Source organism: Pseudoalteromonas sp. UG3-2 (assembly GCF_037120705.1).
In the GTDB taxonomy this organism is placed as follows: domain Bacteria; phylum Pseudomonadota; class Gammaproteobacteria; order Enterobacterales; family Alteromonadaceae; genus Pseudoalteromonas.
Genome location: NZ_JAWLJU010000002.1, coordinates 74545 through 95169, shown reverse-complemented (window position 1 = coordinate 95169; position 20625 = coordinate 74545). Strand labels below are relative to the sequence as shown.

At 39.9% G+C, this 20625-nt stretch carries 20 protein-coding genes; 7 read left to right on the top strand and 13 right to left on the bottom strand.

Going from position 1 to position 20625, the window contains the following annotated elements; translation table 11 throughout:
* Window positions 1–164: 164 nt before the first annotated feature.
* A complete protein-coding gene (locus R3P39_RS03750; protein ID WP_336565740.1) occupies window positions 165–773 on the top strand; it encodes a DNA-3-methyladenine glycosylase I in 609 nt (202 codons plus the stop codon).
* Window positions 774–783: 10 nt separating this feature from the next.
* Here R3P39_RS03750 and R3P39_RS03745 read toward each other — a convergent pair whose 3' ends face one another.
* The 3 genes from R3P39_RS03745 to R3P39_RS03735 form a co-directional block, all read right to left on the bottom strand.
* A complete protein-coding gene (locus R3P39_RS03745) occupies window positions 784–978 on the bottom strand; it encodes a hypothetical protein (RefSeq protein WP_336565739.1) in 195 nt (64 codons plus the stop codon).
* A 309-nt stretch (window positions 979–1287) separates the two neighbouring features.
* The gene (locus R3P39_RS03740) at window positions 1288–2727 is read right to left on the bottom strand and encodes a sigma-54 dependent transcriptional regulator (protein ID WP_336565738.1); all 1440 of its coding nucleotides are present in this window, start codon (window positions 2725–2727) and stop codon (window positions 1288–1290) included.
* Window positions 2728–2873: 146 nt separating this feature from the next.
* Complete coding sequence (locus R3P39_RS03735; RefSeq protein WP_336565737.1) at window positions 2874–3659, bottom strand: flagellin N-terminal helical domain-containing protein; 786 nt, start codon at window positions 3657–3659, stop codon at window positions 2874–2876.
* 209 nt (window positions 3660–3868) lie between these two features.
* Between R3P39_RS03735 and pseB the strand changes: the two genes are divergently transcribed.
* From pseB to pseI, 6 genes are read left to right on the top strand one after another with little or no spacing between them, the layout of a single operon-like run.
* Window positions 3869–4870 carry a UDP-N-acetylglucosamine 4,6-dehydratase (inverting) gene (gene pseB, locus R3P39_RS03730; protein WP_336565736.1) on the top strand — a complete coding sequence of 334 codons (1002 nt, stop codon included), beginning with the start codon at window positions 3869–3871 and terminating at the stop codon, window positions 4868–4870.
* A gap of 8 nt (window positions 4871–4878) precedes the next feature.
* The gene (gene pseC / locus R3P39_RS03725) at window positions 4879–6060 is read left to right on the top strand and encodes a UDP-4-amino-4,6-dideoxy-N-acetyl-beta-L-altrosamine transaminase (protein WP_336565734.1); all 1182 of its coding nucleotides are present in this window, start codon (window positions 4879–4881) and stop codon (window positions 6058–6060) included.
* The gene (gene pseF / locus R3P39_RS03720; RefSeq protein ID WP_336565731.1) at window positions 6057–6740 is read left to right on the top strand and encodes a pseudaminic acid cytidylyltransferase; all 684 of its coding nucleotides are present in this window, start codon (window positions 6057–6059) and stop codon (window positions 6738–6740) included. Before pseC ends, pseF begins: the two co-directional genes overlap by 4 nt.
* Window positions 6737–7801 (top strand): UDP-2,4-diacetamido-2,4,6-trideoxy-beta-L-altropyranose hydrolase, encoded by a 1065-nt coding sequence (gene pseG / locus R3P39_RS03715; protein ID WP_096041356.1) that lies wholly within the window; start codon window positions 6737–6739, stop codon window positions 7799–7801. The genes pseF and pseG overlap by 4 nt, the downstream gene beginning before the upstream one ends.
* On the top strand, window positions 7795–8445 hold the full coding sequence (locus R3P39_RS03710) for a formyltransferase family protein (RefSeq protein WP_336565730.1): 651 nt from the start codon (window positions 7795–7797) through the stop codon (window positions 8443–8445). Before pseG ends, R3P39_RS03710 begins: the two co-directional genes overlap by 7 nt.
* The gene (gene pseI, locus R3P39_RS03705; RefSeq protein WP_336565728.1) at window positions 8438–9490 is read left to right on the top strand and encodes a pseudaminic acid synthase; all 1053 of its coding nucleotides are present in this window, start codon (window positions 8438–8440) and stop codon (window positions 9488–9490) included. The genes R3P39_RS03710 and pseI overlap by 8 nt, the downstream gene beginning before the upstream one ends.
* 53 nt (window positions 9491–9543) lie before the next feature.
* Here pseI and R3P39_RS03700 read toward each other — a convergent pair whose 3' ends face one another.
* The 10 genes from R3P39_RS03700 to flgJ all read right to left on the bottom strand — a co-directional run bounded on the left by R3P39_RS03700 (window position 9544) and on the right by flgJ (window position 20614).
* Window positions 9544–11610 (bottom strand): motility associated factor glycosyltransferase family protein, encoded by a 2067-nt coding sequence (locus tag R3P39_RS03700; RefSeq protein ID WP_336565727.1) that lies wholly within the window; start codon window positions 11608–11610, stop codon window positions 9544–9546.
* Complete coding sequence (locus R3P39_RS03695) at window positions 11603–11953, bottom strand: hypothetical protein (RefSeq protein WP_336565725.1); 351 nt, start codon at window positions 11951–11953, stop codon at window positions 11603–11605. The genes R3P39_RS03700 and R3P39_RS03695 overlap by 8 nt, the downstream gene beginning before the upstream one ends.
* Entirely contained in the window at window positions 11954–12373 is a 420-nt protein-coding gene (fliS, locus tag R3P39_RS03690) for a flagellar export chaperone FliS (protein WP_336565723.1), read from the bottom strand.
* Window positions 12374–12388: 15 nt separating this feature from the next.
* Window positions 12389–13777 (bottom strand): flagellar filament capping protein FliD, encoded by a 1389-nt coding sequence (fliD, locus tag R3P39_RS03685; protein WP_336565722.1) that lies wholly within the window; start codon window positions 13775–13777, stop codon window positions 12389–12391.
* Window positions 13778–13787: 10 nt separating this feature from the next.
* Window positions 13788–14189 (bottom strand): flagellar protein FlaG, encoded by a 402-nt coding sequence (locus R3P39_RS03680; protein ID WP_336565720.1) that lies wholly within the window; start codon window positions 14187–14189, stop codon window positions 13788–13790.
* Between the two features lie 86 nt (window positions 14190–14275).
* Window positions 14276–15091: a flagellin N-terminal helical domain-containing protein gene (locus R3P39_RS03675; protein ID WP_336565718.1), complete on the bottom strand. Its 816-nt coding sequence runs from the start codon at window positions 15089–15091 to the stop codon at window positions 14276–14278.
* A 200-nt stretch (window positions 15092–15291) separates the two neighbouring features.
* A complete protein-coding gene (locus R3P39_RS03670) occupies window positions 15292–16110 on the bottom strand; it encodes a flagellin N-terminal helical domain-containing protein (protein WP_336565717.1) in 819 nt (272 codons plus the stop codon).
* Between the two features lie 262 nt (window positions 16111–16372).
* Window positions 16373–17626: a flagellar hook-associated protein FlgL gene (gene flgL / locus R3P39_RS03665; protein WP_336565716.1), complete on the bottom strand. Its 1254-nt coding sequence runs from the start codon at window positions 17624–17626 to the stop codon at window positions 16373–16375.
* Between the two features lie 2 nt (window positions 17627–17628).
* Window positions 17629–19638 (bottom strand): flagellar hook-associated protein FlgK, encoded by a 2010-nt coding sequence (gene flgK / locus R3P39_RS03660; RefSeq protein ID WP_336565715.1) that lies wholly within the window; start codon window positions 19636–19638, stop codon window positions 17629–17631.
* Between the two features lie 13 nt (window positions 19639–19651).
* On the bottom strand, window positions 19652–20614 hold the full coding sequence (gene flgJ / locus R3P39_RS03655) for a flagellar assembly peptidoglycan hydrolase FlgJ (RefSeq protein ID WP_336565714.1): 963 nt from the start codon (window positions 20612–20614) through the stop codon (window positions 19652–19654).
* Between the last annotated feature and the right edge of the window lie 11 nt (window positions 20615–20625).

The following is a 20625-nucleotide window of genomic DNA, read 5'->3' as shown; positions in this document are numbered from 1 at the left end:
CTTTATTTTTCATATTATACAGTAAGTTATAACTGACATCAGACTGTTACTTTATTGACACTGTATTTATATACACGTGTATGCTAGCTTAAGTTAAGTGAGGTTTGTGCTGGTAAAAGTGCCAGACAACACTTAGTTGAATGCTGATTTTATGGGATTAAAAAATGGTGACACGCTGCCGTTGGCTCGATGAAACAAAGCCTGATTACGTTGAGTATCATGATACTGAATGGGGCAGACCGGTGCTGGACGATCAACGCCTGTTTGAATTTATCACTCTTGAGTCGGCACAGGCGGGCTTAAGCTGGTATACCGTTTTAAAAAAGCGCGACGGTTATCGCCAAGCTTTTTTCGAATTTGATGTGACCCGTGTCAGTAAGATGACCGAATCGGACTGTGACCGGCTATTGCAGTTTGATGGCATAATTCGACACCGCGCTAAAATTAACGCCACCATCAATAACGCTAGGCGCTTTATAGAAATACAACAAGAATTTGGCAGCTTTGCTCGCTACCAGTGGCAGTTTGTTAATTTCAGTCCCATTATAAATACCATTGCCACTGACCGTGATGTTGTTGCCACCAGCCCTCTGAGTGATAGTTTGGCAAAAGATTTGAAAAAGCGGGGCTTTAAATTTCTCGGCTCTACTACGGTGTATGCTCATATGCAGGCCAGTGGCATGGTGAACGATCACGCTGATGACTGTTTTTGTAAGCAAACCATCATAGATAACTATCCATTAGAGCAACTACAACAGCTTAAAAGCACGTAAGATAATTGCTCTAGGCTCGCTGTTTACCTTTAATCACCTGCAGTAACATCGCCGCAATGGCAGCACTCACTGTACTGACAATAAATTGTCCTGACATTAGCATCAGGAGTTTAGGCCAGAAGTTAACTTCTTCGGTAAATAGTGGATGCCAGAAATATTTCAGTGTGAAGTTTCCGGGCAAAAGAATAAGCTGTACGCCAGGCATGGGCCTACCGCCCCAGATATCCCATAGGTTCCAGCTTAATGAAAACGCAATAAGGTCAATAATGACCGCAGTTAAGCCAACGTAACAAGAAGACTTAACGGTTTTATGTATAGAGATGATGCTTCCCCTATGTCAATTCGCTTAATTGAGTGGTCTATTTGAGGCAAGACGTTCTGGTGGCAGGATCATGCTATTCAGTTGCTATAAATGAAATATTTTTAACGCTGTGAACGTCATGTTTACCACAAAATGAGGGGATAATAATGTGGGCAGGTACTGCTAACCCGCCCTTTCGCGTTCTTAGTGCCACTAATCTCGATTGAGATTATACTTCTTCATTTTCTCGACCAAGGTGGTTCGACGTACACCTAAAATCTCAGCGGCGCGAGCAACTACATAGTCATAGCGCTCTAAGGCCTGGGTGATAAGATCAATTTCAAGCTCAGCCAAATACTCTTTAAGCTCAATCCCCTCATCCGGTAATAAGCCCACCGTCTGTGTTTGTGGCGCAAAGTCTTGCTCTACCATGTCGTCGTCATCGTCGCTAAAGCCTTCACTAAATAACTCGTTAAAGGCATCTTTTTCAAGTAGCTCTTCTGGATACTCAGGTTCAAAGGCTTCAACTTCAATATAACGATACTTTTGTGGCAAGTCGGTGACATCAACCACTTTATCGGGGAACATAATGACCATACGCTCGACTAGGTTGGCCAGCTCTCGAATATTGCCAGGCCAAGGATGAGATTTTAAACTCTCGACCGCGCGGTCGGTAAACTTGACGGTGTTGCCGGTTTGCTCGTTGACTCTGCGGGTCAACTCCTTAAGCAATAAACCAATGTCTTCAGCGCGCTCACTCAACGATGGGTTTTCTATGGGGAATACATTTAAGCGATAAAACAAGTCTTCACGAAACTTACCTTCCTCAATCATGCTTTCCAGGTTGCGGTGAGTCGCCGCAATGACTCTGACATCGGCTTGGATTGGCTTAGTCCCCCCTACTCGCTCATAAGTGCGCTCTTGTAACACACGCAGCAACTTTACCTGCATTTGCAGCGGCATATCACCAATTTCATCTAAAAACAGCGTACCACCTTGAGCCAACTCAAAACGCCCTTTACGAGCCGAAATAGCGCCAGTAAACGCGCCTTTTTCATGGCCAAATAATTCGCTTTCTAATAGCTCTCCTGGGATAGCACCACAGTTGACTGGCACAAATGGCCCCTGAGCACGCTTAGAAAGTAAGTGGACATTGCGAGCAACGACTTCTTTACCTGTGCCCGACTCTCCCAGTATTAATACATTGGCGTCGGTTTTTGCCACCTGCGAAATTAAAAAGCGTACATTTTTTACTGCTTCTGTTTCTCCCACCAAACCATCAAAGCTTTTGTTCATCAGCTTGTTTTCTTTATTTGGCAGCATGCGTAAATACTGCTGACAGTCGTGCAGCAGTTGCATGGTTACTTCTTGGCTAAATGGCTCAGTGATAAGTCCAATGACATTGGGTAAAGCAAGCAGTGGCCGCAGTGTTTCACCAACTAGTAGAAATGGTGTGGCTGGGTGACTTTTAATCACACTCTCATGTTTTAGAGACTGCATGGCACCTAAGACAAAGATAGGCTCTTGATTATGCTCTACGACTTCAGGTCGATAGTCTGCTTCGTCGAGCAACTCATTGCCTTGCCCAACAAAGCTCAGTGCTGCACTCAGACCAATCGCACGCTTATTATTATTATCTATTATCAAGACCATTGCTTGGATACCAATCTACTTAACTGTGTGTATTAACTAGATTGTAAGAGAGATGTGGGGGGATGCAATACCTAAGTGGCAACTTTTTGACATAAACGCCAAAAAATCGCCACTGATACTGTTCTAGGTCAATACTTTGGTATGAATTAAAGCAGCCCTAGTACCGATGATGCCGACTGGTTCGCTTGACCACGCAGTGCTATGGATGCCTGAGATAAAATATCATTGGCTACTTGGTCGCTCACCGCCCGGGCATAGTCAGTGTCTTGAATTCGACTTTGACTGGCAGCAATATTTTCTTGCTGATTACCTAAACCTTTTATCGTACTCACCAAGGTGTTTTGAAAAGCGCCTAACTCAGCTCTTTGGGTGTTAATTTCCTCTGCTGCTTGGTCGCTAATATCAATGGCAGCTTGAGCTCCTGATTGAGTTGAAATATCGATCCCCGCAATAACTGAAGCAATACTGCCATCTGAAGGGGTAACCGATTGTGTGGTATTGGCATCAGGGCCAACTTGAAACGACACTTGCTCACCATCAAATAAAGGTTTACCACCGAATGTCGCATTTTCGAATGTTTCTGAAATTTGCGTTTGCAATTGCGACACTTCTTCTTGAAGTGCAGCTCTATCATTATCTGTGAGCGCACCATTACCCGCTTGAATAGACAGCTCTCGTATGCGAGAAACAGCATCATTCACACCAGATAGATTTGACTCTGTCACTTGTGAGTAAGAAATGCCATCGTACGCATTGTTAATTGCTTGAATATGGCCATCTTGCTGCGATGTTAATCTATCAATAATTTGCAATGCTGCGGCATCATCTGCCGCTGAGTTTACTTTTTTACCTGACGCTAGTTGCTCAGAAAGCTTATTACTCGTTTGCTGAGTTTGGTTAAAAAAGCCAGTATTGGATGATTGAATTTTCATGGCAACCTCCGATAAGCCGATTGCTTAAATTATAGCTTAATTTGCCAAATTTTGTACTTTGTACCATGGTTTAGATAAATTAACTTGGCATCTGACTTGCTAGAGTATTGGTTAATAGTTAAATTACTGAGAATTGTGTCAAAATTCTCAGTTTGCGTACTTCACTTTTATAAATAACTACGCCAATGATAAATAACTTAGGTAACGCTATGTTCGACAATAAAACGATTTTAATTACCGGTGGTACTGGCTCATTCGGTAAAAAGTACGTCAAAACGCTACTGGAACGTTATAAACCTAAGAAGATCATTATCTTCTCACGGGACGAACTAAAACAGTTTGAAATGCAGCAAGAGTTTGACCAACCGTGCATGCGATACTTCATTGGCGATGTTCGTGATAAAGAAAGACTTCGTCGAGCTATGCGAGGCGTGAACTACGTGATTCACGCTGCAGCATTAAAACAAGTACCTGCCGCTGAATACAACCCAATGGAATGTATCAAAACCAATATTAATGGTGCTGAAAACGTCATTGATGCTGCTCTTGATAATAACGTAGAAAAAGTCATTGCACTGTCGACTGATAAAGCAGCGAACCCAATCAACTTATATGGTGCGACAAAACTTGCCTCTGATAAATTATTTGTTGCTGCGAATAACATTGCTGGCGGCCATAAAACAACTTTTTCTGTTGTTAGGTATGGCAATGTAGTGTGTTCGCGAGGCTCTGTGGTCCCTATTTTCCAAAAATTTATCGACCAAGGCCGTGACCATATACCGATTACGCACGAAGAGATGACTCGCTTTTGGATTAGTCTCCAACAAGGTGTTGATTTTGTCTTAACTAACTTTGAACGCATGTTGGGTGGTGAAATTTTTGTTCCCAAAATTCCTTCAATTCGTATTACTGATCTTGCCAAAGCCATGGCACCTGACTTACCAATTAAAATAATTGGTATTCGTCCAGGCGAAAAGTTACACGAAGTTATGTGCCCTGTCGACTTATGCTTTGAAACGTACGAGTATAGCGACCACTTTGTTATCGCTCCGGGTATTAAGTTCAGTAGTCGTAGTAATGATTTTACTGTGAATGCTATTGGTGAAAAAGGTAAAAAAGTTGCCCAAGGTTTCGAGTATAACTCGCTTGATAACCCTGATTATATGAGTGTTGAAGAAATTAAAAACTTCAATGTTCAAGCATTATTGTAAAATTTATTATGACGAATAAGGTAATTCCTTACGGCAAACAAAGTATTTCTCAAGATGACATCAACGCCGTAATTGATGTCTTAGAGTCTGACTGGCTAACGCAGGGACCAGCTGTTCCGGCATTTGAAAATGCTATTGCAGAGTATTGCGGTGCTAACCATGCCTGTGCCACTAACAGCGCCACTTCAGCCTTACATATTGCTTGCCTAGCTTTAGGTGTTGGCAAAGGTGACATTGTATGGACGTCACCAATCTCCTTTGTCGCATCGAGTAACTGCGCTCTGTATTGTGGTGCAGACGTCGACTTTGTTGATATTGATCTTGAAACAGGCAATATGTCTGTTGCAGCGCTGCAAGAAAAGCTAACATTAGCGAAACAAAACAAGCGACTCCCTAAGGTTGTGATCCCTGTTCATTTAGCTGGTCAATCATGTGATATGGCAGCAATCAATGAACTTGCCAAAGAGTATAGTTTTAAGGTTATTGAGGATGCCTCGCATGCTATTGGCGCCAGGTATCAAGACAAGCCTGTTGGCAGCTGTGTTTATTCAGACATTACTGTGTTTAGCTTTCATCCAGTAAAGATAATCACATCTGCTGAAGGGGGCATGGCGGTTACCAACTATGAAGCGCTTGATAAAAAGATGAAGCGCTTGCGAAGTCATGGTATTACTAATATTCCTGAAGAAATGACCGAGCCAAGTCACGGCCCTTGGTACTATCAACAACTAGAGCTTGGTTTTAATTATAGAATGACTGACATGCAAGCAGCTTTAGGGCTGAGTCAGTTGAAACAGCTAGATAACTTTGTATCAGCACGTAACGATATAGCAAGCAAATATAATCATGCATTTGTAAATTCAGGTTTAGGTATAACTCACTTATCACAATCGGATGATTGTTACTCGAGCTACCATTTATATATCGTTCGTTTAACACAGTGTGAAGTAGAAAAGCACAAGTCAGTCATTACCGGTATGCGCAAGCATGGAGTTATTGCTCACTTGCATTATATACCCATCCATTTACAGCCTTATTATCAAGCTTTAGGCTTCTCGGAAGGTGATTTTCCTAATGCTGAAACCTACTACAAGCAGGCCGTTACAGTTCCACTTTTCCATGGCATGACTATTGAGCAACAAGGTGAAGTGATAAATCAGTTGAGAACTTTATTAAGATGTGAAACATGAATATAGCGATTATTCCTGCCCGCGGTGGTAGTAAACGTATTCCTCGTAAAAATATTAAAGATTTTCATGGTAAGCCAATGATTGCCTACTCTATAGAAGCCGCCTTAATCAGTGGCTGCTTTGATGAGGTATGTGTCTCAACAGATGATAATGAAATTGCCGAAGTAGCTTTACGTTACGGCGCTACCATTCCTTTTATAAGGCCGACAGAACTTGCTGACGATTATGCAAGCACCCAAGATGTGATGACACATGCACTTAACTGGTATAAACAAAATAACAGGGTTATTACACACGTGTGTTGTATATACGCAACCGCTCCTTTTATAACACCGGAAGCATTACAAAATGGACTTTCAGCGCTTAAGAGTGATGATTTAGATTATGCATTTAGCGCAACCAGTTATTCTTTCCCTATTCAAAGAGCAATAAAACTTACAGAACAGGGCACCGTAGAAATGTTTCAGCCAGAGCATTTATCAACTCGCTCTCAAGATTTAGAAGAAGCATATCATGATGCTGGGCAGTTTTATTGGGGAACCGCACCTGCATTTATAAATCGCAAACCCTTTTTCTCATCGAGAGCTAAAGCTATATTGTTACCCAGAAAATACGTACAAGATATTGACACACAAGAAGACTGGGAACTAGCAGAAGCACTGTTTAAGGCACTAAAATGAGAGTTGTGTTTCGTGTGGATGCTTCAATACACATAGGGAGTGGTCACGTTATGCGGTGCCTAGTACTCGCTCAAGAGTTAAAGCGCATAGGGTATAATGTATTATTTGCAACACGAGAACAAAAAGCAGACTTGAATACATTAATTAATACCCGAGGTTTTGAAGTAATCGCACTGCAAAAGCCCTACGAATGGTCCACTCCAAGTCATTCAAGTGACTACGCAGCTTGGCTGCAAATGACTGAAGAGCAAGACTGCCTTGATTTTATAAAAAAAGTAAAATATGCAGACTTAGTTATTGTTGATCATTATGGAATTGGCGCAACTTGGCATGAAATCGTTAAAAATAAATTAAATTGTATTTTAACGGTGATAGATGACCTTGTTAGAGTACATCGTGCCCACATCGTCGTTGATCAAACACTAAACAGACAGCCCACTAGTTATGAAAAAATATTTCCTTGTAAAGCACTGACAGGAACTGATTACGCACTATTGAGTCCAGAATTTACAAAGCAGAGACAAAATCAGCAACAAAACAGTCCAAGCTCCCATAATATCTTAATAACGATGGGAGGAATTGATAAACCTAATGCTACATTAGAAGTACTAAAGGCATTAGCAACAGTTAAAAAACCACACCCAACGACAGTGCTTATAAGCCAACGAGCACCCCATTACTCAGCGATAAAAAAGTTTGCAGAAAAGCACCCTGACTGGGTAAAACATATTGAATTTGTTGATAATATGGCCAGTTTTATGAGCCAATTCAGCCTTGCGATAGGTGCGCCAGGTTCTACATCTTGGGAGCGAGCTTGCTTAGGTATTCCGTCAATATTAGTACCCATAGCAGATAATCAAAATGACATCTCAAAAGCTTTAGTTAATGCTAAAGCTGTAAAGCTCATAAAACTAGAAGATATTTCTAATCAGCTTATCTCCACCATTGAGTACCTAGTTAAGTATTGGCAGTACTACAGCAAGCAAAACTTAGCACTGTGTGATGGTATGGGCGTTAAAAGGGTTACACAAACACTACAAGAGGCCTTGCAAACATGCTGAAGGTTACATTAGTCTGCTCAGATGAAAATCATCCTGTATTTAGGTGGCTGCATAAGTGGAAAACAGAAAATGAGCATCAATATGTTATTAACTTGCTCACGCGCTTAGCTGATATAACCAGCGAAGGGGACCTGCTTTTTTTAGTTTCTTGCTCTGAAATTGTCACAAAAGAGCACAGAAAGATGTTTCAATACAGCCTAGTGTTACACGCAAGCGACCTACCTAAAAATAGAGGGTGGAGTCCACATATCTGGTCAATTCTTAACGGAGAAAATGATATTACTCTATCTTTACTAGAAGCTGAGGATAAAATTGATACGGGGCGGGTATGGAAAAAAACAAAAATTAAACTTAATGGTACTGAGCTGTACGACGAAATTAATGAAAAACTCTTTAGTAGCGAGCTTCAATTAATATCTTGGGCATGTAAAAACCTTGGTTGCGTCACACCAACATTGCAAAATAGTAGCGCAGCCAATTATTTACCAAAACGTACTGCAAAAGACAGTGAGCTCGATATCTCAAAATCTCTTGAATCACAGTTTGATCTCCTAAGAGTATGCGACCCAAATAGATTCCCCGCTTTTTTTTACATTCGTGGCTGCAAATATAACGTTAAAATAGAGAAATGTTCTGATGAATGAGTACATTACAATAGGAGGCAGAAAGGTTGGTCCTCAGTTCCCTCCTTATATAATCGCTGAATTATCTGCAAATCATAACGGTGATATAAAAAGAGCAATGCAAATTTTAGAAATGGCCAAGCGTAGTGGTGCAGATGCGATAAAAATTCAAACTTACACTCAGGATACGCTGACGATAAATTGTGACAAACCAGAATTTAAAATTAAAGGTGGCTTATGGAACGGCCGCACTTTATACGATTTATACACCGAAGCACATATGCCGTGGGAGTGGCATAAACCGCTTTTTGAAAAAGCTAACGAATTGGGCATCACAATTTTTAGTTCGCCATTTGACTATACAGCAGTCGACATGCTTGAAGAATTAGGCACTCCAGCTTATAAAATAGCTTCATTTGAGGCAATAGATTTACCCCTTATCGAATACGTTGCTAAAACAGGCAAACCGATGATTATTTCAACTGGCATGGCCAATGAAAAAGAAATACGCGAAGCTGTAGATGCGGCAAAAAATGCGGGATGTAAAGAATTAGTTGTACTTCATTGCGTTAGCGGCTACCCCGCCCCTGCAGAAGATTATAACTTATCTACCATTCCTGATATGGCAAAACGTTTTGCCGTTTTGACTGGGCTTTCAGATCACACTATCGACAATACAACGGCAATTACCTCTGTGGCATTAGGGGCTTGCTTAATTGAAAAACATGTAACACTAGACAGGAAAGGCGGCGGCCCTGATGATAGTTTTTCACTCGAAGAGCCTGAGTTAACCCAACTATGCAGAGACAGCAAAATAGCCTGGCAAGCACTTGGAAAAGTAAATTATCAACGCAAAAAAAGTGAAGAAGGAAACATGGTTTTCAGGCGTTCACTTTATGCGGTTAAAGATATCGAAGAAGGTGAATACTTCACCACTGAGAACGTAAGAAGTATCAGGCCTGGTTACGGGTTAGCACCGAAGTATTTAAACGATGTAATAGGAAAACGTAGTAAAATAGCAATAAAGAAAGGTACGCCACTTTCATTAGAGCTAACTAAGAAATAGTTCATCCACCTTAGGTGATGCCAGCACCACCTAAGGTGTAACTCATAAGGCTATTAACCAAACCTAGTAGTATAATCTTCTTTTATCGCCTCCAAATAATTGCAAACTGTTTGTGCGCTATGACAATAGTTTTCGAGCGCCTTGCTCTCTTGTTCATGACTATACAAGGAGTTAACCAACATAGAGTGGGTATGTAAAATAGTACCGCGCAATAACTCATCAAAATAACTAATAGTTGTGTTATTAAAACTTGAAAGGCGACGAAGTTGATCATCTAATACATCTAATACTGCATCAATAGAAGCCGGTTGGTTAGATAGTTGCTCAATAAATAAATCACACAAATCTAAAAACAACGGTACATCATTATGAAGCGCTGCAAAAGCATCACTAGTATAAGTTTCTGAGCTTTTAATAGTGTCAGCTATATGTGAAACCAGTTCTGCTTTGTTTTCTATTGCTGCACTAACTAAGGAGTTGGTCTGAGTTGGCTTTGCGCCTTCAACGTAGGCACCATCACTGCAATTTTTTATCTTTAAATGCGGGTTTTGTGCTAATGTCCTTTCAAGTACAGAATGAGAGTACTTAAATATCTCATCAGTTTCTACAAAAGAGTCATTATCAAAATTACCTTTTAGTTTATATTTAGCTTTATGTTTATATAAGCCTGAATCTTGCTCACCTTTATAATATACACTGTTTTTAGAGTGGTGTTGCTCAGACTTATAACCCATATCAACACCAAATAAGGTAATATCGGTAAAACCTATTTTTTCACAAAAAGCTAGTGCACAGTTGCTGACGGTCGGATTACAGTTTACCAATAATGCAGGTTTTTGTTGTAATCCAAGACCTTGAACAAAAAGCTTGGTGCTTGCTTCTCCCCATTTTACGCCTTGTACTTTATTTTCGAACATAGCAAAAACAGAAGGTAATACCGTATTTAATGCAAGTAAGGTAATCCCACTAAAAAACTCTTCGTCATAAAAAGACGCCAAAACATCATGGGTTACTTGACAGCGCTCCATTTCACAATGAAAATCTGGCTTTAACCCATATTTGTATAAAGCGCTCAGTGCAGTGCCACAACTAATAATAACTGCGTTATCTTGATGTTCAATCAGCCACTGAATGTCTTTATCTAATGATGGGCCGTTAGCAATTAAGTAGACGGGTACATCCTTTAACTCGTCTAAACTATCAGGCCTAAGAAAAGGCACATTAAAATTTTTTGAAAAGTTTTCTATACTTAAAATCGCATCATCATAAAAGCCAAACCCTAAAATATTACCGACAAACTGTACTGACAGTTGTTTAGTAACATGATCTAAATAGTCATCATGGTAATGTTTATATAAAAAAGCATACCCAGAGAAAAAGCGACCAAACTTTTTAAAAACAGACTCAACTTCTTTACTAACTCCAAGCTCGCTGTCAAATTCACCAATACTGAAATGCAATTCGGTATTATTTGAATTTAATTGCTCAAAAATAGTCGCCCAGTCAGTTAAAAATAAGCTCAAATAAAGTAAATCACTATGTGGCTCGTAAATATAAAGCTTTTTAACTATGTGATCAGTGAAAAAAGATTGGATATGGTAACCAGACCCTACGCCCATTAACATTAAGCTTGGTATAACCTTAGGCAAATAATTACGCTTTTTTAACTCGTTCTGCTCTTTTAAATTAATTGCAAGTTCATTAAGAAATTGACTATGAATAAAGCTATCAGTTAACTTTTCACGCACTGAAAACTTATTAGTTAAAACAGTGGGCTTATCGCAAAAACCGAGATACTGTACATACGAATCTTGATAAACATCTTGCTTATATAAGCTCATTTTTTTTTCGGTATCGTAAATATTAACGTTACCGTCATCCATATGTAGTTCGAAGCGACTGAGCTGATAATTTAAAAAAGCATTGTATATATCAGGATAGGTGTGCTCAAAAGCTTGCATATTAGATTGAAACATTTTTTCTAAATCAAAATCAGGTCGAACAAAGTCCTTTAACGCTGCTCCATACTTCTTGCGGTTCTCAATCTGTGACTGTAAAAATGCTTGGTAGCGTTCTAACTCATTTAGCTTTTCATTTATAGCCAAAGTTAGGTCATTCATTATCGCTTGTCCTTATAACATCTGAGTATACTTGTAAGTGCTTTTTCTTTTTCTGCATTGAAGTTAGTAAGTCTTGCAACTTTGATTTATCATCACCTAACATGGTGTGATGCTTTTCAGTTTCTACTTGCAGTTTAGTTATAAATGCATTAATAAACGCTTTACTTTGCTGATCAAGTCCATTTGTTAGCGAAAGTAACTCGCCAAGCAAGCTATTTTTCTTTTCTATCACCTCTACTAAGCCACTATAGTTTTCATCCTTCGTCATAGTGTACTCTGTGTTAAGTAGCTCTTCTAAACGCTTAGTAATTTGCAAGGCTTTATCATCTAGAGGCTTGTCCACTTACGAACCACTTTGTTCTAAAAGTGCAAAGCCTTTTTGTTTATCTTCTTCAGAAATACCATCCCAAGCTTCTTTTATTGGCGAAAATAACTCATAAACTTCATCAAGTATCTCAATAGAGTTTTGTGTATTTGCATCTGACAACCTAATCACAAGATAATCATATAAATTATCTAGATTGCTAGCTATCTCTCCACCTTGTTCAAAATTCAAGCCTCCTTTTAAGCCTCCTATAATGCCTATCGCTTTCTTAATACTATTATTTTTCGCTTCAATTTCTGAACGACCTATGAACGCTTTTGCTTGATAAACTTGAGTCAAAAATTCACGCATCAAAATTTGAATAACCTTGTGCGGATCTGCCTCGGTAAGAGAAAACTCTTTTTGGGCTTTTTGATAAGTGTTTGCGCGTAAATTCATTTTCACCTCTTCTATCTAACTTTGGGATGTATTAGTTAAAATACTCGAAATATATGAGCTAGATGTTTGATACTGTGCCATTACACTATCTAAAGCGGCATATTGGCTTCTTAGTGACGCTTCAAGGTTTGCCAAGCGCTCACTTAACGCCTCACGGTCAGTTTCAACTTTCTCTAATGACTCATTTAAAGCCTGCTCCCTTTTAAGTAATGAACCACCGCTTCCTGTGTAAAGTTCAACTAAACCATCAACCTTTTGAACCAGCCCATCATCGTCACTAAAAAAACTTTGTAATGCACTGTATTTTTCTGAAATTGTGGTATTTAATAACTCTTCACCGCTTTGCATTGAGCCTATACCAATAGATGATATTTCCATTTCACCCTCACGGTTAAAGCTTATACCTATTTCCATCAGAGATTGAATATCATTAGTACCACCTAACTCATTAGTAAACATCCTCTGCAATTGTTGTTCCATAGTTCTAACAGTACTATCAGAAGCAAGTGAACCCGATGATGAATTAGAAAGAGAGTCCAGTTTACCTTTTAAAGTATTATAAGCATCGACAAATTCATTAAGCGTTTCTTTCACTACATCTTGGTCAACAGATACACTAAATTCTTGTGCTTCTGTGGTTACTGACTTAAGAGTCAAAGTAGTGCCTTGAATTTTGTCTTTTAGTTCATTCGTTGAGCTACTAATCGCTTGCCCATTTATCAACGCATTAGCATCTTGAGCTTGCTGTTGAATAGTTAAACCCGAACTACCGCTAGGTGTGCTTGTAGCAATACTAGCTAAAGAGTCATCATCAGAAGTTACTGAAAGAGTGTTACCATCGCCCGAAATAGATGAACTAAATGTTAGTACAGCACCACTGTCACTATTAACAATATTCGCGCTAACACCAAAGTTTTCACTCGCTTTATTTATTTTATTTCGTATGTCTTCAAGTGTATCAGAGGCTTCAATAGCAACCGTAAATTCAGAATCCCCAGCATTGAATGTCAAATTTCCGGCGCCAACCGTATCCTGCGAAGAACCAAGTGAAGCTGATTGTAATTTAGAGCCTTTAGCAAGCTGTAAAACTTCAACAGAAAAATCCCCCGATTGCATTGAACTGCCAACTTCAACATCAAACGCTTGCTCTGTTTCCTCCAAACCATTACTGAATGTAACGTTACGCGAATTATAAGTTTCAGCATCACCCAGTTTTGCAAAAACTTTGTTAAACGTATCTAAGGCAGCCTTAAACGAACCAACTCCTGATAATTCTGTGGTGTAATTGATTTCACGCTCATTGATCTGGCTTTCTTTTACTGTTCTCTCCGCATTAATAGTTGCAGAAATAATCGATTCAAGATCAAGCCCAGAACCAACGCCCGCTGAAGTTATGCTAGCCATACTTTACTCCTCAAATTTTTTGATCAAACAAAACCCCTAAAGGTTGCCCGAATATTTGCTCTTGAAGTTCATCTATCTTACTTGCAAGTTCCAATACTTCTTCACTCGGTATTTGCCTGATAACCTCATTTGTTTCTTTATCTGTTACAACCACCACTGAAGATTTTGTTTGCTCATCAATATGAAACTTAAATTGCTTTGAATTTAGCTGAGCTAGGGTTTCTAGTTTATCGACAGAACTAAGCAAGCTTTGTTCCACCCCTTTATCTTCAGCTTGTTTATCAATTAATTTAGTTATTTTAGGGGTTGAACCTTGCTGCTCAGATAGCTTAGTAACTTGATCATGCTCTGCATCTTTGGCATTCAACGAAGTAAATGTGTCTTTATTGAGATTTGCATTAATGTTTTCCATTTTGACACCTCTAAAACCAAAAAAGGACCTGTACACTAGCCAAACCAGTACACAAGTCCTTCTAATTTTAGTTTAAAATTTATAGATTATAAAAGAGAAAGTGCAATTTGTGGTTGCTGATTAGCTTGTGCAAGCATTGAGCTTGACGCCTGCTGTAGTACCTGGTTACGCGCAAGGCTGGCACTTTCTTTCGCAAAATCGGCATCCATAATACGTGAACGTGAGGCTGCCACATTTTCAGATACATTAGTCAGGTTACGAATTGTAGAGCTAAACCGGTTTTGTTTCGCACCTAAATCAGCACGCACATCATTTACCGCTTTTAATGAAGCGTCCAAACCGGTAATAGCTGCTTGGGCGGTAGCTGCAGTACCAATACTCAAACCAGTTGTTGACAATCCTGTGGAGTCCATAGCGGTAGTTATCTGAACACTGATGACTTGGTTTGCATCTGCACCTACCTGGAAATTTTCAGCATAACTACCGTCTAATACGTTCACACCACCGAATGTAGTTGTATCAGCAACGCGGTCAATCTCTTTATTCAATTCAGCAAATTCTTTTTGTAGCGCAGCACGGTCGTCTGCACTATTTGAACCATTGGCAGATTGAATTGCTAAAACACGCATGCGTTGCATCATTGATGTTGTTTCTTCAAGAGCACCTTCTGCTGTTTGTGCAATTGAGATACCATCGTTTGCGTTACGTGCCGCTTGGTCTAGGCCTTTCATTTGCGATTCTAAACGCGAACCTATTTGGAGGCCAGCCGCATCATCGGCTGCGCTGTTAACACGTAGGCCTGAAGATAAACGTTGATATGATGTAGAAAGCGAATTTGTTGAATTAGACAGATTACGCTGTGAGTTTAATGACATTACATTGGTATTTACACTTAAAGCCATGATAGCCTCCTAATAATTTAACTAGATGGGAATCAAGCCTTACAGTTTGTAATTAGCTTCAGTGATTCCTGCCTACAGTTAAGTTATCGGCGCTTCATAACGTTACTTTAGCTTTTTTTATAAAAAATTATTTTTTATTAAAACTCAAAAAGTTAAAAGCCAGAACATTGTTCTGGCTTTTAACTTTACTACTATAAAAATTATTGTAACAACGATAGGGCTATTTGTGGCTGTTGATTGGCTTGAGCAAGCATTGAACTTGATGCTTGCTGCAGTACCTGGTTACGGGCAAGGTTCGCACTTTCTTTAGCGAAGTCAGCATCCATGATACGTGAACGTGATGCTGCAACATTCTCTGATACATTCGTTAAGTTTCGAATTGTGGAGCTAAACCGGTTTTGTTTCGCACCAAGATCTGCACGAACATCATTTACCGTTTTTAATGAAGCATCAAGCGCTGTGATTGCAGCTTGCGCATTAGCCTCAGTATCAATACTCAAAGTACCTGTTGATAAACCTGTCGAGTCCATAGCGGTAGTTATCTGAACACTGATGACTTGGTTTGCATCTGCACCTACTTGGAAATTTTCAGCATAACTACCGTCTAATACGTTCACACCACCGAATGTAGTTGTATCAGCAACACGTGTGATCTCTTCATTTAACTGAGCAAACTCTTTTTGTAGCGCAGCACGGTCGTCTGCACTATTTGAACCATTAGCAGATTGAATTGCTAGTACACGCATGCGTTGTAACATATTAGTTGTTTCTTCTAATGCACCTTCGGCAGTTTGGGCAATAGAGATGCCATCATTCGCATTACGTGCCGCTTGATTTAAACCATTCTCTTGTGTGGCTAAGCGGGTGCCTATTTGTAACCCTGCGGCATCATCTTTTGCACTATTTACCCGTAAGCCTGAAGACAAACGCTGGAATGATGTACCTAACTCATTTGTTGAGTTTGCCAAACTACGTTGTGAATTGAGTGAAGCTACATTTGTATTTACTGTTAATGCCATTTTACCATCTCCAAAGATTAAACAGAGTGTGGTTCAACACGTCTAACAGGAACCACTATTAAATAATTGATAACTATTTAAAGCATGAAACATGCCAAGTTAAAAAAAGACGCAAACAACTGTTTTTAAATTAAAAATTTTACTCTTCGGTTATAAAGTAAGGAGTTATTAATTATTGAGTATCGGTATGACAATAAATTGCCGCTTTTAGAGGGGAGCCTTTTGCCGCTTTGTTTTAACTAAAGCGGCAATTTATTTCTGCTTATAAGTAATCAAACAAAGAAAGGTTAGCTAATCGGCCAAATGTTGCTTGTGATGCTTGCAATGCAGTTTCTTGTTTAGTGAGCTCATTAATGGCTTCTGCCATATCAACTTCAACAAGGTTTGCTCGGCTTGCATGGTTTTGTATATCAGATGCTTTGTTAGAGTCACTAATAGCACTCACTGCGTTCATTCGCCCACCTAAACTTGATTGGGTAAATACTACCTGCTCATTTGCGTTGCCTAGTTGCGTTGTTGCGTCTGATAGCACTTGTCGATACTCACGATTATTTAAAGTTGGATCGTTTAAACCTTGAATGAGCGACTCCAAAGTATTAAGTACATTTTCTTTTTGAGGTTTCTCTAAGGTAAAATTAATGTCCCCGGGCGCAGCGCCTGAATACTCAATATTCAAGCCAGCAAAGTTTATTTGGCCATTTTCAGAAACAGTACCCGTTTGTGCAGGTACAAGCGCAGCGCCATCACGCAAAATTTCATATTCATCAGGGTCAGAAGTTGTGGCACCCGCAGTAACTCTTACAGTATAAGTATTTGCACTAGCACTTGCAGAAGGATCATAATTGTAATTTTGTTTGTGAAAGGCATCAAACTCAGCTTGTGAATCAACAAACACTGATGCTGTAATGGCCCCAGTTGTTGTTGCTGTATTCGACTCTACATTTAAACGGGCATTCACCATTTCAAATGTATTAAAACCGTTATCACTTGATTTTATAGAAACTCCTTCTGCAATTGTAATACTGTGTTGACCTTGATCACCTCTATAAGTGTATTTACCGGTGCTAGTGTCAAACTGATAGGGCTGTGTACTATCCTGATAACCAGAAAAAATATATTTACCATCTTCAGAACGAGTATTCATTAAACTCAAAATAGTTTGTTGTAATTCTTCTAACTCGTTGCCGATTGATGCTTTATCGCTAGCATTGAGCGTACCATTACCGGCTTGAATAGTCAGTGTTTGAGCCCTCTGGATTGCATCTGTGATACTGCTTAATACAGCTTCTTCAGTATTGAGTCGGTTGTTCAACTGATTAATATTTTTAGTGTACTGCTCATTCGTCTGGATTTTATTCGTATATAATGCTGCTTGAGAATAAGCCGACGGACTTTCTGAAGTTGATAAATACTTTTTACCTGTTGTTACACGCTCTTGGGCATTAACAACACCTTGCTGGCCTTCAAGGATTTTATTAACGCTGTTTTGATACATCATGTTATTTGAAATACGCATAATTACCTCGCCGCACTTAATAAGGTGTCAAAAATAGTACGTGCTGTTGAAAGTACCTGTGCCGATGCAGCATACGATTGTTGGAATCGCAGTAAGTTTGCCGCTTCTTCATCAAGGTTCACCCCTGATAATGATTCATACCAAGCTTCTGACTGATCTGCTAATGCGGTGAACGCCTGTTGGCTTGTTTGTGCCTCCGAAGTAACTACGCCAATATCTGATACTAAACCAGTGTATGCTTGATTTAGAGTTTTGTGATTATCCGCAGTACTACTAGCAACAACATTTTGACGCACTAGTTCACCATTTTGTAAATCAGCCAACTGCAAGCCATTACGGTTATCATCAAAACCACCGGTATTGAACTCAACGGTAAAAGTGTCTCCTGTGGCAGGCGAACCTTCAATATTGAAGTCAAACCCGTAGGCATCATAAGGCGCCCCTGCTTGGGCAAGAATATTTTCAGCAGGTGGTGTAATAGTAAACGTCGATGTACCATTGCCATCTGTGATTTGATATTCGTTCGCATTCGCCGTTTTCACTAACGTGATATCGCCATTCGCTAAACTCGGTGGTGGACCCACGTTAATACCCGTTGAGTTGTCAATATCGGATACTGTGCCAGCAGAAATACTTGCATCACTGGTATTATTGATATCGTTCGCAGTCCGAATAGGTGATGCTAACGCTAAGTCTTCAGGGCGTTCAGTTGCAAGCTGTAAACTCGTTGCAGCCTGAGAGTTCAACTTCACCATAAATTGATCACCGGTATTAGCTGTACCCGTTACATTGAGCTGTAAACCAAATGCTTCACCGCCAGTGATAGTTGAAGAGTCAATCACACCTGTTGTTACATTCGCTGTTGATGCTGTACCAATGGGTTCACCTTTATTATCGATTGCCTGAATCTCAACGGTGCTTGCGCTTGTATAGGTAACGATAAAATCACTTGCTGGCAATTCGCTGCCTTTACCAGGTTCAATGGTTGCCGTCATTGTTGATGTGCCCGTATTAGCTTGATAACCGAACGCATCAACCGTTGGAATAGCAAAAATATCACCGCCAATCTCACCATTAGCGTCCATACCTAAGCTATTTTGTTGGTTAAAGGCATCGGCTAACGCTAAGCCAATTTGACCAAGTTGATTTTGCGCTGGCACTAAAATATCGTCACGAAATGCAAGTAAGCCACCAATTTTGCCTTTCAACTTACTTGTATCGACTTCAAGCGGCACAGCTTTGCCACCGTTTACATCAAGTTTTAATTCTTTAAAGTTCGGATCAGGGTCGCCACTGAATGAAAACAGATTAAATGTGCCACTTTGCATGACAAGTGCTTGACCAGAACCTAAGTACACTTGCTTTTCACCGTTATTACCATCGAGTGTTTCGATATCAATCAACTCAGATAAGTCACGAATTGCTTTATCACGTTCATTATATAAACCACTTGATAATGACTCACGTTCATTGCCATGAATCGACGCAATCTTGGTATTTAAATCACTGATATTTTGGATCAGGTTATTTGCTTCATCTGAAAAGATTTCTAGCTGCTCATTTACCACTGCTTTTTGGTCAACCACAATGCTTGACAATCTATCCATTTGATCAGTCAAATTTTGTGCATCCGTCATTACCAATGACCGTGCTACAGATGATGAAGGCTGGTTTAAACTTTCTTGTACATTATTAAAAAACGAATTGACGCTCGTTGATAAGCTGTTTGACTCTTCAGAAAACAAGCTATCTACTCGGCTTGCTTCTGTTACAAACTGATCAAAGAATGCTTTATTAGAGGTATCTCTATTTAATTGCTTTTGCGCAAATTCATTTAGTAAGCGATAAGTTTTACCACGACCCACTTGATTATCGATCATGGTTGTGAACTCAGTACGCTCACGTACATAGCCCTCGGTATTAACGTTGGCGATGTTTTTACTGGTGGTTTGTAAAAGCTCAGAGTTAGCTCTTACACCGGCATTTGCTATGTCATATATGCTAAATGACATGAGGGTCTACTCCTTAACGTACCAATGAAGCAGCGATACTTTGAAGCTCAACACGCTTCAATACCTGCTTAATTTTATCGGCATAATTTGGATCAGTTGCATAACCTGCTTTTTGTAACGAGTCTAAAAAGGCTGCAGGTTCTGCGGTATTATTAAGTGCTTCTTGATAACGTGGGTTTTCATTTAAGAAACTGACGTAATCATCAAAGCTATCCGCTATTGAGTCATAAGCCCGGAAATCAGCTTGTTTGCGCACTGGCAAACCTTGCTCAAATTCAAGTGTCGACTTTTTGGCACTGTCGCCTTGCCAGCGACTGTCTGCTTTAATGTTAAAAAGGTTGTGGCTACTGCCACCGCCTTTTTTATTAATAATGTGCTGTCCCCAGCCTGTTTCCAATGCTGCTTGTGCCACCATGACTGCTGGGTTTAACCCTAACTTCTTAGCCGCTGACTTGGCGTAGTCCCATACTTTTTCAACAAACTCATCTGGAGAAGAAAAACTCGCTGCTTGTTCATTAGCAGTTTGACTAGTCACCACCATGCTATCTTCAGCACTCGGCTTAACAGTGGTGTTGGTCTTGGTTTCTGAGCGTGCAGGCAAAGCGGTATCTCCTCGCAGCACCGACGCTGGCTTAAAGCCCTCAGTACTTGGCGAGAGTTGCTGCACAATAAGATCCGCCAAGCCCAAGCTGCCTTTATCTGACAAATGCATTGCCAATTGTTGGTCATGCATCTCTTCGAAAAACTTCACTCCGCTGGAATTAAAGGGGCTATCTTTATCTTCTAGTGCTTCATTGGCTTTACGCATGCTCTTTAGCAGCATTTGCGTAAAAATTGACTCAAACTGTTTGGCCGCTTTTTCTAATGCCTGATCGGACGCATTTTTATCGCCAGCACCTTGAAGCGCCTCCTTACGGATAGAGTCAAGATTGCCTAAGTCAAAAAAGCTCTGATTTTTCAGCTGGTCGGTATTCATACTGTTAAGCA

Coding starts and splice junctions, on each gene's coding strand:
- R3P39_RS03740 (WP_336565738.1), bottom strand. CDS start 2,727: ATGGTCTTGATAATAGATAATAATAATAAGCGTGCGATTGGTCTGAGT.
- R3P39_RS03675 (WP_336565718.1), bottom strand. CDS start 15,091: ATGGCTTTAAGTGTAAATACCAATGTAATGTCATTAAACTCACAGCGT.
- R3P39_RS03670 (WP_336565717.1), bottom strand. CDS start 16,110: ATGGCATTAACAGTAAATACAAATGTAGCTTCACTCAATTCACAACGT.
- flgK (WP_336565715.1), bottom strand. CDS start 19,638: ATGTCATTTAGCATATATGACATAGCAAATGCCGGTGTAAGAGCTAAC.
- flgJ (WP_336565714.1), bottom strand. CDS start 20,614: ATGAATACCGACCAGCTGAAAAATCAGAGCTTTTTTGACTTAGGCAAT.
- pseI (WP_336565728.1), top strand. CDS start 8,438: ATGAATGAGTACATTACAATAGGAGGCAGAAAGGTTGGTCCTCAGTTC.
- fliS (WP_336565723.1), bottom strand. CDS start 12,373: ATGAATTTACGCGCAAACACTTATCAAAAAGCCCAAAAAGAGTTTTCT.
- pseC (WP_336565734.1), top strand. CDS start 4,879: ATGACGAATAAGGTAATTCCTTACGGCAAACAAAGTATTTCTCAAGAT.
- R3P39_RS03700 (WP_336565727.1), bottom strand. CDS start 11,610: ATGAATGACCTAACTTTGGCTATAAATGAAAAGCTAAATGAGTTAGAA.
- R3P39_RS03745 (WP_336565739.1), bottom strand. CDS start 978: ATGCCTGGCGTACAGCTTATTCTTTTGCCCGGAAACTTCACACTGAAA.
- fliD (WP_336565722.1), bottom strand. CDS start 13,777: ATGGCTAGCATAACTTCAGCGGGCGTTGGTTCTGGGCTTGATCTTGAA.
- R3P39_RS03680 (WP_336565720.1), bottom strand. CDS start 14,189: ATGGAAAACATTAATGCAAATCTCAATAAAGACACATTTACTTCGTTG.
- R3P39_RS03710 (WP_336565730.1), top strand. CDS start 7,795: ATGCTGAAGGTTACATTAGTCTGCTCAGATGAAAATCATCCTGTATTT.
- R3P39_RS03735 (WP_336565737.1), bottom strand. CDS start 3,659: ATGAAAATTCAATCATCCAATACTGGCTTTTTTAACCAAACTCAGCAA.
- R3P39_RS03750 (WP_336565740.1), top strand. CDS start 165: ATGGTGACACGCTGCCGTTGGCTCGATGAAACAAAGCCTGATTACGTT.
- pseB (WP_336565736.1), top strand. CDS start 3,869: ATGTTCGACAATAAAACGATTTTAATTACCGGTGGTACTGGCTCATTC.
- pseF (WP_336565731.1), top strand. CDS start 6,057: ATGAATATAGCGATTATTCCTGCCCGCGGTGGTAGTAAACGTATTCCT.
- flgL (WP_336565716.1), bottom strand. CDS start 17,626: ATGCGTATTTCAAATAACATGATGTATCAAAACAGCGTTAATAAAATC.
- pseG (WP_096041356.1), top strand. CDS start 6,737: ATGAGAGTTGTGTTTCGTGTGGATGCTTCAATACACATAGGGAGTGGT.